Raw genomic sequence first — 17,687 nt, 5'->3', positions numbered from 1 at the left:
TACACGATGAATAGCTTACAACATACACTTCGAGCAAGTCTTGTATTCGGAGGAGGAGCATCTCTCTTGCTCCTCCTTTTCTTTATTCATATCGGACAAGGTCAAGCAAACATTTCCTATAGTATGATTATTGATGCTCTTATCTCACCGAACCAATCACTAGAGCATCAAACTTTAATTATGCTTCGATTACCTAGAGCTGTAATTGCCATTTTAGCTGGCGGTGCTCTTGCTGCATCTGGGGTCATTTTACAAACATTAACGAAAAATCCACTTGCTGAATCCAGTACAATGGGTATTCACTCTGGTGCATATTTCTTTCTAGTAGCGGCTACAATTTTCTTACCGAAAGGTCTGCAAATTAATTCACTTCTTTTCACATTTATCGGCGGTGCTATTACTGCTTTATTTGTATACCGTATTTCTGGCGGGAAAAAGGGAACTCCACTTAGAATGGCACTAGCTGGTATGGTCGTTACATTAATGCTTTCTGCCTTTACTGGAACGATGCAGCTTTTCTATGAAAATGAAACAGCTGGTTTATTTTTATGGGGAGCTGGATCTCTTATTCAAAATAACTGGGATGGCGTTCAATTTGCTTTTCCATTTATCATTATTTCTTTCCTAGTTTTACTAGTTATATCTCGTAAACTCAACATTCTCTTACTTGGTGATGATGTTGCTGTTTCTCTTGGTGAAAAAACAGCAGTAACACGTCTTATCGCCTTCATTGCCGCAATCTTTTTAACAGCAGTAATTGTTACTGTCGTTGGACCAATTGGATTTGTCGGCTTAGTTGCACCACATTTAATGCGCCTTATTGGCTACCGTCAACACTTTACTCTTCTTCTCTCTTCTTTCTTATGGGGAGCAGTATTATTACTTGGAGCAGATGTTGTTGGTAGATTAATAGATCCAACCGGTGCAGAACTTCCTGTCGGAGCAGTCACGGCAATGATTGGATCACCTTGGCTTATTTATTTAGTGTATCGAATGATGAAATCGAAACAATATATGAATGATAACGGAGCGAATGCTGCTGGAGCTAGTTCCCGCTATTACTCTTATAAAAAGGTAATCATTATCTCTATCGTACTTTGTATTGTGACGATTGCTCTAGGTGTTACAATCGGTAGTAACGCTTATATCGAAAGCATTACAAATGCTATAACAGGACAATTAACACAATTTGATAAAAACATGATGATGAACCTTCGTTTACCAAGAATGCTCGTTGCCGCTATTGCTGGCGCATGCCTTGCAATAAGCGGGCTTGTTTTCCAAGGTATATTAAGAAATCCACTTGCTGATCCTTCTATTATTGGTATTTCATCGGGAGCAGGTGTTGGTGCCTTAACCGTTATGTACGTCTTCCCTGCACTTCCTGGTTTCTTCCTACCCATTGGTGCATTTATCGGCGGACTACTTGCAGTTGGCATTGTCCTCTTCTTCTCATGGAAATCGGGATTTAGCCCAACAGCCCTTGCTTTAATAGGGATCGGTATTTCAGCTCTCGGCTCAGCGATTATTCAAATCTTTATCGTTAGAGCAAATTTGAACGTTGCCGCTGCTTTAACTTGGCTATCAGGTAGTACGTATGCAAGAGGATGGAATCACTTAGAAAATATTATTCTATATCCATCACTTATTCTCGTGCTTATTATCTTTTTCTTAATAAAACAACTTGATGTTCTCGTACTTGGAGACGATTTAGCAACAGGACTCGGGCAACCAGTAAATAAAACACGCCTAGCTCTCATTGTGTTAGCAACACTACTTGCATCTGTAAATATCGCAGCTGTCGGTACGATTGCCTTTCTAGGTCTTGTTGCACCTCATTTAGCACGAATCGTCGTTGGTATGAATCATAAAAGATTATTCGTTTGCTCCGCCCTGTTTGGAGCAATCCTTCTTTCCATTGCTGACTTACTCGGACGAACAATTGCATACCCGAAAGAAATTCCTTCTGGTCTTGTCGTTGCTGTACTTGGAGCACCTTATTTCTTATGGTTGATGAGGAAGAGTGGGAAGAAGGTAAGTTAAAAAAGAGGCTTCTTGTTAGAAGTCTCTTTTTTTATTTTTTATTCGTTCTTATAGTTCAAAAGGAAACTATCTTTTTTTCACGAATGTAACCTATGAACATAACTAGGAGGGATAAATATGTACCAAACAATTGAAGGTTTCTTGCAATCATGGACATACGAGGCTGAGTCTACGCAAAAGATGCTCGATGTATTAACAGATGAGTCTTTATCACAAGAAATTGCACCGGGGCACTGGACGTTAGGCAGAGTTGCTTGGCATATCGTTACGGCAATTCCAGTTATACTATCTGGCACAGGGCTTAAGTTTGAAGGAGAAACGAAAGATTATCCTGTTCCAACTTCTGCAACAACAATTGCAGATGGGTATCGTAAAGTGAATGCAGCTTTTGTTGCAGCACTTCAAAGCGAATGGACTGATAAGGATTTAACTACTATTAATGACTTCTTTGGTCGTCCTATGCCGAATTCTATATTTTTAATGACACTTATTAATCATCAAAATCACCATCGCGGACAAATGACGGTTTTAATGCGCCAATCCGGCTTAACAGTCCCTGGCGTATATGGCCCAGCAAAAGAAGAATGGGCTGCGGCTGGAATGGAAGCTCCTAAAATGTAACTACAGAAAAAGACAAGGTGTTTACACATCTTGTCTTTTTCTGTAACTTGTTTCATGTGAAACTATTTTTTGCTAAATGGTTGTTTTATGGAAAAAATACGTTAAAATGAATACATATTATGAAGAGGAGTAACCAAATTGAATACAAAAAATAAAAAAATAGTTATGGGAACTATTTTACTAACTTCTATTATTGGAGTTATTAGCGCAACTCTTTATTTCACAAATTATGGTACCCCTTGGGGAAAACAAACAGCAGTTACGGAATCAAAAGAATATATTACAAAATACTTTAATCTAGATGCGGAAGTCAAAAATACTTCTTATGATGCTAAAATGAATAGCTATGCAATCTCCTTTGAAACAAGTAAAGATGGAGAATTTACTATCGAATATAAAAGTCCCAATAACTTTAATATTTCTCCAGGAGTGCAAGAGTATTTAAGCAAACACTCCAAATTTGCAGAGTAGTAACGAAGCATACATATACAAAAAAGAGTTGGTGTAACGCCAACTCTTTTTTCTTATTCTTGTCATACAGTTATATCTTCCTTCTCTATATTTTTAATTCCGTAATATGCAATCACAACTCCAATTGCTGCAAGTGCTAGTTGAAGGGGAAGAAAAGTTGCTGTAGAAAACATTGGATTATTATTAATTGCAATTGATACAACGATAAGAGATGAAACAATTGTAGTTGGCACTGAACGTTTACGCATTCCGAAGTATAGAGGTATTAAGCTTATTCCAGCAGTGGCAATAGCTAACGGAACAAGGTTTATCCCTTCTCGCGTCAATTGATCTACTGTGAATGAATTAGGAAGAATTGAAAAATAGGTATCTATCCCAAAGAACACTCCTACTACTAAAATGTTAGATAAAATGACTGTTATAAATGTTAATATTGCTGTAATAGCCAACTTACTTACCATCATTTTCTTTCGGTTAATTGGATAAGAAAACATAAGTAGTATTGTTTTATTTTTATATTCACTAATTATTAACCTTGCGATTAATACACTACCAAAAATAATAAATGTTGCTCTTACTAACGTACTAGCCGCTAACAAAATCATCTGCGGATCTCTTATTTCTGGATCTCCTTCTATTTGAGAAATGATGCTCATAGAGATCAATAATGCCAGTATAGCGATATTTGCAATAATCGCTCCCCTTACATACCATCCAAGCTTAAACTTCTTCATTTCTAGCTTCATAAGACGTAGCATAATAGTCCTCCTTTCCTTTATATTTTAATCGATATAAATCGCTCCTGTTTTACTTAAAATCTTCACTTCGTTTTTTGCATCACCAATCGTTCCTTCTTTTATCTTTTCTGTATTTTTATCTTTCTTAAGTCCTTTTACATTCACCATTACGTCAGACGAATTACTTTTAGCCGTAAGTTTTAAAGATGTCGGAATACCTTTATACCGTACGCCAATATCTCCTGATTTTGTTTCTACAAATAATGATTTTCCTTCTTTCATATCTTTCAGTAATACTTCACCGGATGTTGAAGTGATGTTCATATTTAAGTTCTTTACATTTGTTATATAGTTATCACCAGTCGTAGACTTTATGTTTAGCTCTTGTACCGCACTATCTTTTACAGCTAACTCTCCACTTTGCGATATGAATTCACCTTTCTCCGCTGATAGTCCTACAACCATTTCATCTCCAGACTCACTTTTTGTCACGATATTTTTCACTTCTATATCCCTTATTTTCACGTCACCCGATTTATTATTTAATATAATTTTATCTATTTCTTTCTTCGGAACAGCTATAGATATACTACTTTTCTTCCGAAACGAAAAACCATTAAAAAATCTGGTCTCCTTTTGTTTTTGCTTAACTATAACTTTATTCCCTGCCTGTTCTATTTCGACGGGATCTATCTCTTTATCTACTCGTTTACCTTGAGCCAAAATGACTATTTTTTTAGCGTCTGTACCTTTAAATTCAACATCCCAGTTTCCATTATCTACTTCTATTTCTTTTATATGATTTATCTCAAAAGACTGTTCTTTCTTAAAATCTTTCCCCTGAAATACCTTAAAACCAAAAACCGCACTAGCAATTGTCAAAAATAAAATTGCAATTACTATTATTTTTTTCACCATTCATACCCCAGTTCGTTGTTGTTTTAGGCTTGCTTCACGCCACATCAATCTTGTCGATTTTACGATAGGATAGATAACTAATGAAAATCCCTAATAAACAGAGCACTATTGGGATAGCTATAAAATCAAACATACTTACTTGATCGCTTCCAGCCCCAACGTTACCACTAATCAGCATACCAATTATTACTGCCGAAGTAATCGTTGTCGGTGTTGATTTCTTTCTCATCCCAAAAAATAAAGGAATTAAACTTATACCAGATATCATAAATGCACTTATAATAGTAGTTGGAACGATAGCTATTATTTCACCTATCGTAGCTGGTGTTTCAATCAGTCCCATCATTGGACTCACAAAATATACGAGCAAACTAATAATAAAAGTAGCGATAATCGTGCTCACAAAACAAAAACAAAAAACAATTGTTAATTTCGCTCTCATTAACATTTTCCTTTGCAGTGGGTACATAAATGATAGTTGTATTGTTTTGTTCTTATACTCATCAATTACTAAACGTGATAAAATGACTGAACTAAAAATAATGAATGTTATCCTAATAAAAACATTTGCTAAAGCCATGTTCTGTGTGAAGTCAGAGAAGAGCACGTCTCCCTCGGCTTTAATTCCTAATGCCATAAGGCTTACTACAGCGAAAATTGCTATAATACAAATTGCTACACTTTTAAAGTAACTAGATAATCGATGCTTTTTCCACTCAAGCTTCATTAATCTAAGCATACAAACCACTCCTCCATTCTTTATATAACTATCTCTACGCTGCTAACATTCTAATTCCAGCCGTAACTACGCTTACTATTCCTACCACTAGTAAAATTAACGGCCATTTCCGCTCAGGTTTTCTATAATATAAAATCCCACTTATGAACATTACGATCAATCCACTTAGTAGATTCACTAACAATCCATTAAGCATGAATGCCCTCTCCATCCATTACATTTAAGAAATATTCTTCTAAGGAACTATGTTTCTTATTAATACTTTCAATTTCTACATCGTTCATAATAAGCGCTTTTGAAATAGCTTGCTGCGTCGCCTTCAATTCATACACACGAATCATGTTTCCACTCATTATTTTGTAATTTTTTATACCGAGTTTATCTTCTAAAATATAAGCTGCACGCTTCACATCAGGAACAGTAATTTCAATGTACTCTGTTTGTTTTCCGTTAATACTCTTCATCGAAACTTCTTTTATTAGTTTTCCATTTTGAATTACACCGATTGTATCTGCCATTAGTTCCATCTCACCTAAAATATGACTAGAAACTAATAATGTAATACCATACTCTTTGCAGAGCATTTTAAATAAGTCTCGTAATTCTTTAATACCTATTGGATCTAAACCGTTAATTGGCTCATCTAAAATGAGTAGTTCTGGCTTTGTCATGATCGCCCTTGCAATACCAAGTCGTTGCTTCATCCCTAATGAAAAATCTTTTACTTTTTTATCATCTATACCGTGCAGTTTTACTAAATGTAAAGCATGATCAATTGCGTTCTTGTCGTAATACCCCATATATTCACAATGTAATTCTAAGTTTTCCTTCGCCGTTAATTTATCATAAAAGATTGGATATTCGATAATGGTCCCCATACGCTTTAACAATTCATAAGATGTATCCGTTAACTTCTCACCAAAAATTTCAATATCACCGCTCGTCGGTTTTATTAAATTTGTGATCATTTTCATAATCGTTGTTTTACCTGCACCATTTGGTCCTAAGAAACCGTATATCTCTCCTTTTTTCACATGCATGTTAACGCTAGAAATAACTTCTTTTCCTTTAAACACTTTCGTTAACTGATTCGTTTTTAATATATATGTCATGTCATTTTCCCCTTTCGCAATACTTTATATTTCTATAATAGACAATGGAAATCTCTTTTTTCTTACCCGTTCCTTACAAATTCCTTACGCTGAAAAAAAGCTTGTAGAATTTACTTCTCTACAAGCTAAAACAGCATCTTTTTTAATACAACTATAAAAATCGTTTTTTCATATGGCTTACTAGAAAGATGTATTTTTCCATCCATCGCTTCCACAAGCCTTTTCGTAATCGTTAACCCTAGACCGCTTCCTTGGTACAATCTATTTCTGGAATCTTCAAGTGTGTACATACGCTCAAACACTTTATCAACATGAGATTCATCAATTCCTTTTCCTGTATCCCATACATCTATATACACACTCGTTTCATCATCTCTTAACGTCATACCAAGTGTCTTTCCATCTTCTCCATATGTAATTGCATTTGATATTAAATTATTCAATACTCTACCTAATACTTCTACATTTCCAAGTGCATATATATTTCTTTCTGGTATATTAATATGAACTTGAAACCCTTTCGTCGTCACTAAATCATAAAAAGATAAAACTTTCTCACGGCAAACCTCATTCATATTTACTTTTGTCATCTCGATTGCTTTGTCACCAGATTCCAATTTTGCTAAATCAAAAAACTTATGAATCAGTTCCATTACTTCTAGTGTTTTCGTATGTACTTTTTCAAGTAATATTTGTTGTTCTTCTTTATTTATCGTTTTATCCTTATTTAACATTTCTGTATATCCAAGAATAACTGTTAGTGGCGTCTTTAAATCATGTGAAATATTTGAAAGCATTTTTCTCATCGAAATTTCTACTTTTGCATGATCTGCATTCGTTTTCTGTTTTGCATCTAATAATTGATTAATTGCCACTAATAATTTTTGCAATTCTAGATCATCTGTCATAACAAGTAACTTCTCGCCTGTTTGTTCATTTACAATACTTTCTAACTTTTCATATGTGTATCGTAAATTTTTACTACTATTTTTTCTCATTTTATATTGTATGTAAATGATACATAACAATATAAAAATAATACCTATTAACAAATTGACCATATTACATCACTTCCAACTTATAGCCAATGCCCCATAACGTTTTAATATATTCTGGATTAGATGGATCACTTTCAATTTTCTCACGCAATCTTCTCATATGAACATTAATAACATTATCATCACCGTAATACTCTTCATTCCAAACTAACGTGTATATTTGTGCTTTTGTAAATACACGATTTTGATTCTTTACGAATAGCTTTAAAATCTCAAATTCTTTTAAAGTAAGTTTGAGAGATTTCCCGTTTTTTTCTACGGTAAAATTAATTGGATCGATTGTTAAATCGCCAATTTGAATCAGCTTTTCTTTTGTTGATTCTGTAGCCGAGTATTTCGTAGATCTCCGAATACCTGCCTTTACACGTGCAGCTAATTCAATCATAGAAAACGGCTTACAAATGTAATCATCTGCTCCAAGTCCTAATCCAACAGCTTTATCAACATCTGTATCTTTTGCCGACATCATTAAAATCGGGACAGCACTTTTTTCTCGAATGATTCGCACAACCTCTAAGCCATCTAACTTTGGCATCATAATATCGAGAATAATCAAATCAAATGAACCTTTTAAATATGTGTTCACGCCTTCTTCTCCATCAGACGCAATTGTTACTTGAAAACCTTCTTTTATTAAATACTTTTCCACCATCTCTTGAATTGAAATATCATCTTCAACTAATAAAATATGATGTGACATATGTCTATCCCCTTTTTTACAAACATTAGCATTTTAATTGTATCGTAACGAATGAATACTGTGAAGAATTATATGAATTTTCAAACCAACTTCCCTTCCTTCCCTAACAATGATATGATGAAATTTACTACGATAGTTCATAATTAACTTTATATAAAGGAGACTTATCATGTCAGAAAATAAAAAAGTAAGCTTAGCTGATTTAATGCGTGAACAACTTGCAAAGAAAAAGCAAGGCAACGGTAATGGTCAAAATGCAAAAAACCAAAGCCAAGAAACAAAAAAATTACAAAACCAACAAACGAAGAAAACAAACAACCAACGTAGACGTACAGGTGTATAAATGAACGGACAAAAACGTTCTAATATCGCACCCGGTCTTGAAGTTGATATTGTATTAAAACAAGATCAACGAACAGGCAAATTAACACGTGGAATTGTAAAAGATATTTTAACAAACTCCCCATCCCATCCGCATGGCATTAAAGTGCGATTGCAGGACGGGCAAGTCGGTAGAGTACAAAATATCGTTCAATAAGAAAAGGAGCTCAAGTAAACTCGAGCTCCTTTTTCTTTATTAACCTTTAATTTTCTCGATGAAAACTACTTTTAAATAGTCTCCTTCTTTAAATTGATCAATGGTACGGAAATCTTCTGGTAATGAATGTTCTTCTAATATTTTATATTTGCCATTCATTTCTTTAAATGCCGTATCGATAAAGCCTTTAAACTTTTTCATATCGAACGCACTACAATTTGTAGAAGCAACGATAATCCCGTTATTTTCTGTAATCGCAATTGTTTCTTTTAATAAGTTTTTATAATCTTTCGCTGCACTAAATGTATATTTCTTTGAGCGTGCAAAGCTTGGAGGATCAAGTACTACCATATCAAATTTCATCTTTTTCTTCGCTGCATATTTGAAGTACAGAAAGACATCTTCTACAATAATATCTTGCGCTTCATAATCAACTTCATTTACACTAAACTGCTCAATCGTTTTACTTAAACTACGATTTGCAAGGTCAACACTCGTCGTTTTGCTCGCTCCGCCAAGCGCTGCAAATACAGAAAAAGCACCTGTATAAGAGAACATATTTAATACGGTTCTTCCCTTTGCATATGTATCACGAATTTGTTTTCGGACGTTACGCTGATCTAAAAATACACCAACCATCGCTCCGTCGTTTAAATACACCGCAAAGTTCACACCATTTTCTTTTACGATAAGCGGGAACTCGCCACGCTCTCCTGCTACAAAATCATCGCCTTCAATGTATTTCCCTTTTGTATCAAAACGCTTTTTCTCATAAATCCCTTTAAAATTTGCTACTTTTTGAAGAGCTGCGATAACCTCATCTCTGAAAGTATAAATCCCTTCACTATACCAACTTACTACATAATAGCCATCATAATAATCAATGATTAAGCCTCCAAGACCATCACCTTCACCGTTCAGGACGCGGAATGCTGTTGTATCACTTGATTTGTAAAATTGCTTTCGTTTATGTAAGGCAGATTTTATTTTACTTTCAAAGAAAGTTTGATTAATTTGTTCACTCTCTTTTCTCGTCAAAATCCAGCCGTATCCTTTATTTTGTTTTCCATAATAGCCTTTTCCGATGAATTGGTTCTTCTCATCTACTACTTTAATGATTGTTCCTTCTTCCTGAACATCATTTAAATTTTGAATCGCATCTTTTAAAATAAGCGGATATCCACTTTTAATTTCTTTTATAAATTTCGGTTTTATTTTTACAGTTACTTCTGATCGCATATAATAACTTCCTTTCCATTTGCATGCTTTCTCTTTAGGAAGCATTTAAAAAACGAGACTGAAAACACAGCCTCGTTTCACTATACCATATTATTGCTTTGCTAGTACAACTAGCTCATCGCCTGGCACAACTGCTATATATTTATACAATGTGGAAAAGGTAAGACTACCGTCACTATGACGAACAAATAATATTACTTCCTCAGAATTGCTCTCTTCTTTATTAATTTTTTGTTCTTCCACAACTTGTATCGTTTTAAAAGTATAACCTTCTTCAATCTTTCTATTTAACTCTTCATAAATTTCATTTTGACCAAACAGTAAATGCGCTTTTTTCGAAAGAGAAATACGCTCTTGCTCAATTTTCCCCACATCATGGATTGGAAGTAAAAATGTATTATGATGTCCGAACTGCGGAACATACGTATTTGCAACTAAGACATTATATGAATCCGTATCTGTTACAGCGATCAAGTATTCATACTGGTTCATATCCACTTCAAATTGCAACTGTTCTGATAGTACTTGGCCATTATATGTATTAAGCCCTTTTACCTTTGCATATTGTAAATGTTCTTCAGATACATCTACAATTAAGCTCGGAACACCCATCTCTTTACAATGCAATGCAAAAGCAGATGAGAATGTACTTGCACCTGAAATTAAAATTCCCGGTGGCTCCGTATTCGCCAATCCTAATTTCTTCGCTAAAAATCCAATTGAAAATCCGTGAGCGCAAACGGTCGTAATAACGAGTGCAAATGTAAGTGCTGTTAATATAGAAGCATCTTTATAACCTTCTTGTAATAACTCCGTCGCAAAATAACTAGAGACAGTTAATGCAACAATACCTCGCGGCGCAATCCAGCCAACTAGCGCTCGTTCTGATTTTGTTAATTCTGTTCCGATTGTCGATATCCAGATTGATAAAGGACGTACAACAAATAGCATCATAAGTACAAAGCTTATAATAGGCCAGCTAAAAATCTCCATAATAGTTGTCCTTGGAAGCGATGCTGTTAATATAATAAAAACTGTTGACGTTAATAGCACTGAAATATTTTCGTTAAAATGACGAATATCACCGATAGAGGAAATATATTTCTTCATCCTCGCAAGCGTAATCCCCATTACTGTTACAGCTAGCATACCTGTTTCATGCATCACTTCATCTGCAATACCGAAGCATAATAGTACCGTAACAAGCAAAATCGGTGCCTTTAAATATTCTGGTACTTTTCCCTTTAAAATCATATAACTCATAAAAATACTAAACACATACCCAAGCACCATTGCAAATAACGAACCTGCAAAGAAATATAGCAACGTATGTAATTGTACATTTTCTTTCGTTAAGAAATTTACAATTTGAAAAGCAAATACAGCAAGCAAAGCTCCAAATGGATCAACGATAATTCCTTCCCATTTTAAAATTGCAGCTGTCCTTGGTTTTAATCGTGCTTGACGTAACAACGGAATAATTACCGTTGGACCTGTCACAATAAAAAGTCCTCCGATAATAAATGCAACTGCCCAATCTAATCCAGCGACGTAGTGAGCTGCAAGCGAGCCAGCAATCCAAGCAATAAACGCACCAAACGTAACGATACGAAATACTGGTTTTGATAGCCCCCTCAGTTCACGTATATCCAAACTTAAACTACCCTCAAACAATATAATCGCAACAGAAAGTGATACGAGTGGACTAAAAACCTCTCCAAGCACCTCTTTCGGATTAATAATACCGAAAACTGGACCAATTAATAATCCAGCAACTGCCATAACAACAATAGCTGGAAGCTGGAAGCGCCATGCAGTCCATTGCGAAGCAATACCTAACGTAATAATAATAACGATACTAAGTAAAAGTGATTCGACCATAGTGCCCTCCTTGTTCATAGTATTGCGACAGCAAAGTATAAACCATACTTTGCTTCTACATATGTTCAATTAATTCTATTTACATAATATATAAGCAAGTTAAATATATAGTCAACACCTTCAACAGAGGGATACTGCACTTACATAAATTGAAACTTTAATCCGTAGGTTTTTTTGTCATCTCAACTAATTATTAGCCTACACCAATTGCAATAAAAAAATATTATCATAATGTAAGATAACCATTGACAATGATAATGATTTTCATTATCATTTAATGTATATGAGTTCTCGAAAATACAGGGTACATTTATAGGAGGAATAAAACATGATTATTGTTACAAATACAGCTAAAATTACAAAGGGAAATGGACATAAATTAATTGATCGTTTTAATAAGATAGGTCAAGTCGAAACAATGCCAGGCTTTTTAGGATTAGAAGTTCTTCTAACGCAAAATACAGTTGATTACGATGAAGTAACAATTAGCACACGCTGGAATGCAAAAGAAGATTTCCAAGGTTGGACGAAGAGCCCAGCATTTAAAGCTGCTCACTCACATCAAGGTGGAATGCCAGATTATATTCTTGATAATAAAATCTCTTACTATGATGTGAAAGTTGTACGTATGCCACTGGCTGCAGCACAGTAAACATATCTCTTTTTAAAGTATAGAATATGAGAAGAGTTACCACTTCTCATATTCTATACTTTTTTATTTACTGTCTTTTTACTAGTTTCGCATGCACAACTAACCTTCCTGCTTCCGGATCAAGTGCATAGTCACACGTCGAAAGTGTTACGATTTGATCGCTTACTATCAATTTTGTATCTGTTTTGTACAGCGATTTTTCTTGAATTTTCTCCAAAAATGATGTGTATTCCGTATCACTGCTAAAATCCGTTTCAATGTAATAAAATTCAGTTGTTGTTGTATACACCGAGAACACTTCAAGATCATATCCTTCAAATAATGTATCGTAATATAATTTACGATGTGACATGAAGAACTCTTCATCTAACATTTTCTTTAAACTTCCAAACATAGAACCATCTTTCATACGGTGACCATATAAAATAGTATTTCGATTTTGAGATTTCACATCATTACGATAGTCCATAAAGATGCTTCCTGCTCTCATATCTTCACCTTTATAATTACGAAATAAATAGTAATCATTGTCTTTCGCTTGAACGATTGGATAATTAATTTGTGTATCATCCATCGTAATCCATCCAACTATTTCTTGGTTAATTTGTTGCAGAGCTTTGAACTGTTTACGCACTTCCCCGTCTTGTGATTGCTCTTCCATCGGACTTTTTTCATAAATGTTTTGTGCTTCGGCCATTACTTTACGATTTTCATAGTAATCCATGAAAATATCACCTAATTCATATACTGAATAGAAAAAGGTACCTAAAAAAACAACTGTAAGTATTCGTTGAAAAAAAGAATTCTTCTTCCGTTCTTTTTTACTACTCAAATTATCACCTCAAAACGGATTGTTCACATATTTAAATACCCATTGGGACCATATACAACCCTGTATCTTCATCTTGCTTTACAACGACATCTACACCGTATATCGTCTTTATCATACTTTCTGTCACAACATCATTTGGCTTACCTTTCGTAACAATCTCGCCATCTTTCATAACGATGATATGATCACTATAGCGAATCGCCTGATTAATATCGTGTAATACCATAACAATCGTCAATCCATGTACTTCATTTAACTCTTTTACTAGCTCTAATATTTCAAGTTGATAATAAATATCTAAATAGGTTGTCGGTTCATCTAAAAAGAGCATTGGTGTTTTCTGAGCTAGCGTCATGGCAATCCAAACACGTTGTCTTTCTCCACCAGATAAAGCGTGAATTTCTTTATCACGTTTACTTAGCAAATTTGTACATGCTAAAGCTCTTTCGATTGCTTCTCTATCTTCATCAGTTTGCGAAGAAAAAATATTTTTATGAGGCATACGACCAAAACTTGTTAATTTCTCTACCGTCATATCTGCCGGTGCTTCATTTTGTTGATGAACAACGGCTAACTTTCTAGCAAACTCTTTCGGTTTATATTGGCTAATCGCCTTTCCATCCAGTATTACCTCTCCGCTACGAGGATCGTGATTTCTTGACATTACGCCAAGTAATGTCGATTTCCCGCAACCGTTTGGACCAATAATTGTTGTAATCTTACCAATTTCTATTTCACTACTAACCGACTTTAATCGATCCGTTATATTATCATAAGAAAAGGTTACGTTTTTAATTTCCATGAACTTTATCACTCTTTCTAAGCAAGAATATTAAGAATGGGCCACCAATAACTGCCATGATCGTCGCCGCTGGAATTTCATTAGGTGGCACGATTAACCTTCCAATCGTATCCGCCGTCAAAATTAATAACGCTCCTGCAAGAGCAGAAAATGGAATTAATACTTTATGATCTGAACCGACTAGTTGTCTTGAAATGTGCGGAACAAGTAATCCTACGAAAGCAATAACCCCTGCAATCGCTGTTGATACTGCTGCTAAAAGTACTGCAATAGCAGAAATAATAAGACGAACTCTCGTCACGTGCAAACCTAAGTTTTTCGCAGTCTTATCTTGTAGCGATAATAAGTTACACCAAGCTCCTACAAACAGAGCAAGAATAAGACCAATTGTTCCATACGTAACCATGATTTCTACATCGCCCCACGTCTTCATCGTTATGTTAGAAGTCGTCGTTTGCTTAATACTCTTAATGAAATATCCACAAATCGTAATGAACGATTCATTTAATCCAGTGAACATCGCATTAATCGCTATACCAACTAAAATAATGCGAAGTGGACTTAACCCTGACTTCCATGAAAATGCATAAACGAGATAACATGCAAACGCACCACCTAAAAAGGCGAATACTGGTGTCCAGAAAAAGAATTGCGGGAATAGCGTAATAATAACAAGTGTCATAAAACTTGCTCCTGAAGATATACCGATCACTCCAGCATCAGCGAGTGGATTTTTCATAACAGCTTGAAAAAGCACACCTGAAACAGCAAGAGCCGCCCCGGTGAACAGCGCAATAATAATACGCGGAAAACGTAAATCTTTAATTACTTCCACATCTTCATTGGCCCCTGTAAATATCCCTTGTACAAGGTCCACTATCCCTATTTCTAAACTTCCTTTCGTCGCTGACAATGACGTCATAACAATAAGTAATGCAGTAACAATGAGGAAACTCCAAGTTTTTTTATTCATTCCACTCTTCCTTTATATTAAAATGCATCACGGATACATCATTTTTTTCAATTCATCTAACGCTTCAATTGCTGCTAAATTGCCTGTCGTCCCAAATAAACGCTCTTCTAAATCGTAAACACGGTTATTTTTAACTGCAGCGAAGTGCTTCCAAATGTCATTTGTTTTAAATTCTTTATCAAACATTTTTACAACTTCATCAGGCATACCATGAGCTGCTCGTAAAATAATATCTGGATCAGCTTTCTTTAAATACTCTGTATTAGAAGCTAAATATTCTACTTGTTCACCTTGCACAATATTTTTACCACCTAGTTGTTTCACTAAATCCCCAATGTAAGAATGCTCTGTTGCTACTAAATAACTCCCCGGTACACCTAATAAAATAAGTACTGTCGGTTCTTTCTTTCCCTTTACTGCTTTTTGAATCTCTGTAACTTTGTTATCTAACTTCATTACAACTGCTTCCGCCTGCTTTTCACGTCCATATTGCTTACCTAAATTACTAATGGTATTTTGCATGTTTTTTAAACTAGTTAAGTCTACAAAGTTTGCTTTCATGCCCACACCATCAAAAACTGGCTTTAATTCATATTCAAGTGTTGTCACGGATAATACTTCTGACGGCTTTAATGATTTTACCTTTTCCATATCAGGACTCATCGGATTCCCAACTTCAGGTAAACCTTTATATCTCTTTGGTAAATCTTTCGTACTTGTTGGAACACCAATTAAATCTACTTCTAACGCATCCATAATTTCAGTAATAGCGACTGTCGTGGCAACAACTCTCTCTTTACTCTCACTCTTTACCTGTTTTGCTGCTTCTTTTTTGGGCGCCGAGCATCCAGCTATACTCACTAATAAAATGATAGCCATTAGTACACTAGCAATTTTCTTCACTCTCAATCACCACTCCTTTCCAAACAATATGAAACAAGTCTTGATGCATGCAAACATGCATCAAGACTCCAAAAATTACAATCTACCTGCTCTATATTTACGAACTAGTAAAGCAAGTGATCCAAGCAGTAGCACCATGTATAAACCTAGTTGTGCTGTATCTGCCGTTTTTGAGTTTTTCTCTTTTTTCAGATCATTTTTTTGACCTTCTTTTTTCTTCTTATCATCTGCATTTCGGTTAAAATCAGGATTATCTACTTTTTTTACATTATCTACTTTTGGTGTAATCACTGGATTGTTCGGATCATTTTTCGGATCTTTTTTGGGATCCTCTTTAATCGTTCCTAACGCGCCAATATTATTTGTATCAAATTGAATTTGGACATCGTAGAAATGATGGTAGTTCATTTCGTTAATATCAACTTTTACTTTTGCATTTAATTTTGCAAATAAATCACTTACTTCAAATTGCACTACTCTCGTATTTGCATTTTTATCTTCACTCACTAGCTTTGCATCAGCAAATAAACCATCTATTTCTGTTTGGAATTTCGTAATCCACGCACTATTTTTCAGTGTCATCTCAATATACTTTTTACCATCTTTAACGATTAATTTTGCTGGATGTACAGTATAATCATGCATCTTTGAAAGCTCATTTGTTTTATCTTTTAACACTTTAAATGGAATATCATATTGACCATCTACTAAATTTTTCGGATCAACTATTACTTTTGGTTGATTATTTCCGCCTTGATTGTCATTTCCACCTTGGTTATTGTTTCCGCCTTCGTTGTTGTTTCCACCTTGATTATTGTTCCCACCTTGGTTTTCGTTTCCGCCTTCGTTATCAGTTCCGCCTTGGTTACCTAAAGCTTTAATACTATTTTCATCAAATACAAATTGAACATCGTAGAAATGGTGATAATTCATTGCATCAATATCTACTTTTACTTTTGCATTTAATTTTTTCGATAAATCATCTACTTCTAACTCGACTACTTTTGTATTTTGCTCTTTATTCTCACTTAACACTTTTGCGTTAACAAAAGAACCATTCTTCTCAAACTCAAATTTTGTAATCCATGCACTATTCGTTAATGTAAACGATACATACTTCTTGCCATCTTTCACTTTTAGTACAGCTGGACTCTTTGTATATGTGTTCATGATTGAAATTTCTTCTGTTTTATCTTTTAAAACTTTAAAGCCAATGCTGTATTCACCATCTTTAAGAGCTTTTGGATCAATGGCTGTGTTATTACCTTGGTTATTGTTTCCGCCTTCGTTATTGTTTCCACCTTGGTTTCCGTTTCCACCTTGGTTTCCGTTTCCACCTTGGTTTCCGTTTCCGCCTTCGTTATTGTTTCCACCTTGGTTTTCGTTTCCACCTTCGTTATTGTTTCCACCTTGGTTTTCGTTTCCACCTTCGTTATTGTTTCCACCTTGGTTTTCGTTTCCACCTTCG

General features: G+C 34.9%; 20 protein-coding genes. 6 read left to right on the top strand and 14 right to left on the bottom strand.

Annotated features, from left to right (window positions below; genetic code table 11):
- The first annotated feature begins 6 nt into the window (after window positions 1–6).
- The 3 genes from fhuB to FS742_RS10865 all read left to right on the top strand — a co-directional run bounded on the left by fhuB (window position 7) and on the right by FS742_RS10865 (window position 3,135).
- The gene (fhuB, locus tag FS742_RS10875) at window positions 7–2,043 is read left to right on the top strand and encodes a Fe(3+)-hydroxamate ABC transporter permease FhuB (protein WP_144612316.1); all 2,037 of its coding nucleotides are present in this window, start codon (window positions 7–9) and stop codon (window positions 2,041–2,043) included.
- Window positions 2,044–2,160: 117 nt separating this feature from the next.
- Complete coding sequence (locus FS742_RS10870) at window positions 2,161–2,664, top strand: DinB family protein (RefSeq protein ID WP_144612315.1); 504 nt, start codon at window positions 2,161–2,163, stop codon at window positions 2,662–2,664.
- Between the two features lie 138 nt (window positions 2,665–2,802).
- Complete coding sequence (locus FS742_RS10865; protein ID WP_144612314.1) at window positions 2,803–3,135, top strand: YfjL-like protein; 333 nt, start codon at window positions 2,803–2,805, stop codon at window positions 3,133–3,135.
- 62 nt (window positions 3,136–3,197) lie between these two features.
- Here FS742_RS10865 and FS742_RS10860 read toward each other — a convergent pair whose 3' ends face one another.
- The 7 genes from FS742_RS10860 to FS742_RS10835 all read right to left on the bottom strand — a co-directional run bounded on the left by FS742_RS10860 (window position 3,198) and on the right by FS742_RS10835 (window position 8,399).
- The gene (locus FS742_RS10860) at window positions 3,198–3,893 is read right to left on the bottom strand and encodes an ABC transporter permease (RefSeq protein ID WP_144612313.1); all 696 of its coding nucleotides are present in this window, start codon (window positions 3,891–3,893) and stop codon (window positions 3,198–3,200) included.
- Between the two features lie 24 nt (window positions 3,894–3,917).
- Entirely contained in the window at window positions 3,918–4,790 is an 873-nt protein-coding gene (locus tag FS742_RS10855) for a DUF4097 family beta strand repeat-containing protein (RefSeq protein ID WP_144612312.1), read from the bottom strand.
- Window positions 4,791–4,824: 34 nt separating this feature from the next.
- On the bottom strand, window positions 4,825–5,529 hold the full coding sequence (locus FS742_RS10850; protein ID WP_144612311.1) for an ABC transporter permease: 705 nt from the start codon (window positions 5,527–5,529) through the stop codon (window positions 4,825–4,827).
- Window positions 5,530–5,563: 34 nt separating this feature from the next.
- Complete coding sequence (locus tag FS742_RS27555; protein ID WP_179865930.1) at window positions 5,564–5,725, bottom strand: hypothetical protein; 162 nt, start codon at window positions 5,723–5,725, stop codon at window positions 5,564–5,566.
- Window positions 5,718–6,641: an ABC transporter ATP-binding protein gene (locus FS742_RS10845; protein ID WP_016086047.1), complete on the bottom strand. Its 924-nt coding sequence runs from the start codon at window positions 6,639–6,641 to the stop codon at window positions 5,718–5,720. Before FS742_RS10845 ends, FS742_RS27555 begins: the two co-directional genes overlap by 8 nt.
- Before the next feature lie 125 nt (window positions 6,642–6,766).
- Complete coding sequence (locus tag FS742_RS10840) at window positions 6,767–7,702, bottom strand: HAMP domain-containing histidine kinase (RefSeq protein WP_144612310.1); 936 nt, start codon at window positions 7,700–7,702, stop codon at window positions 6,767–6,769.
- 1 nt (window position 7,703) lies between these two features.
- Window positions 7,704–8,399, bottom strand: a complete 696-nt coding sequence (locus tag FS742_RS10835; RefSeq protein WP_144612309.1) for a response regulator transcription factor — start codon at window positions 8,397–8,399, stop codon at window positions 7,704–7,706.
- A gap of 169 nt (window positions 8,400–8,568) precedes the next feature.
- On the opposite strand from FS742_RS10835, the gene FS742_RS27550 reads away from it, so the two are divergent.
- Complete coding sequence (locus FS742_RS27550; RefSeq protein ID WP_001293578.1) at window positions 8,569–8,742, top strand: hypothetical protein; 174 nt, start codon at window positions 8,569–8,571, stop codon at window positions 8,740–8,742.
- On the top strand, window positions 8,743–8,937 hold the full coding sequence (locus FS742_RS10830; RefSeq protein WP_001014310.1) for a YwbE family protein: 195 nt from the start codon (window positions 8,743–8,745) through the stop codon (window positions 8,935–8,937).
- 39 nt (window positions 8,938–8,976) lie between these two features.
- Here the strand turns inward: FS742_RS10830 and FS742_RS10825 are convergent, their stop codons facing one another.
- Both FS742_RS10825 and FS742_RS10820 read right to left on the bottom strand, forming a co-directional pair.
- The gene (locus tag FS742_RS10825) at window positions 8,977–10,176 is read right to left on the bottom strand and encodes a class I SAM-dependent rRNA methyltransferase (RefSeq protein WP_144612308.1); all 1,200 of its coding nucleotides are present in this window, start codon (window positions 10,174–10,176) and stop codon (window positions 8,977–8,979) included.
- A 90-nt stretch (window positions 10,177–10,266) separates the two neighbouring features.
- A complete protein-coding gene (locus FS742_RS10820) occupies window positions 10,267–12,057 on the bottom strand; it encodes a cation:proton antiporter (protein ID WP_144612307.1) in 1,791 nt (596 codons plus the stop codon).
- Window positions 12,058–12,385: 328 nt separating this feature from the next.
- Between FS742_RS10820 and isdG the strand changes: the two genes are divergently transcribed.
- Entirely contained in the window at window positions 12,386–12,709 is a 324-nt protein-coding gene (gene isdG / locus FS742_RS10815; protein WP_144612306.1) for a heme oxygenase, read from the top strand.
- 67 nt (window positions 12,710–12,776) lie between these two features.
- On the opposite strand, the gene srtB is transcribed toward isdG, so the two are convergent.
- The 5 genes from srtB to FS742_RS10790 all read right to left on the bottom strand — a co-directional run.
- Window positions 12,777–13,541 (bottom strand): class B sortase, encoded by a 765-nt coding sequence (gene srtB / locus FS742_RS10810; protein WP_144612305.1) that lies wholly within the window; start codon window positions 13,539–13,541, stop codon window positions 12,777–12,779.
- 31 nt (window positions 13,542–13,572) lie between these two features.
- Window positions 13,573–14,343, bottom strand: coding sequence for an ABC transporter ATP-binding protein (locus tag FS742_RS10805; RefSeq protein WP_097818328.1), 771 nt, complete (start codon window positions 14,341–14,343; stop codon window positions 13,573–13,575).
- Window positions 14,333–15,316, bottom strand: a complete 984-nt coding sequence (locus tag FS742_RS10800) for a FecCD family ABC transporter permease (RefSeq protein ID WP_064474638.1) — start codon at window positions 15,314–15,316, stop codon at window positions 14,333–14,335. Before FS742_RS10800 ends, FS742_RS10805 begins: the two co-directional genes overlap by 11 nt.
- A gap of 27 nt (window positions 15,317–15,343) precedes the next feature.
- A complete protein-coding gene (gene isdE, locus FS742_RS10795; RefSeq protein ID WP_144612304.1) occupies window positions 15,344–16,225 on the bottom strand; it encodes a heme ABC transporter substrate-binding protein IsdE in 882 nt (293 codons plus the stop codon).
- A gap of 69 nt (window positions 16,226–16,294) precedes the next feature.
- Window positions 16,295–17,687 (bottom strand): NEAT domain-containing protein (locus FS742_RS10790; protein WP_144612915.1); only part of this gene is annotated, 1,393 nt, incomplete at its 5' end.

Source organism: Bacillus cereus (assembly GCF_007678085.1).
GTDB lineage: Bacteria > Bacillota > Bacilli > Bacillales > Bacillaceae_G > Bacillus_A > Bacillus_A cereus_BE.
Note: the sequence above shows the minus strand (reverse complement) of the source record. Positions and strands in the feature narration are given on the sequence as shown.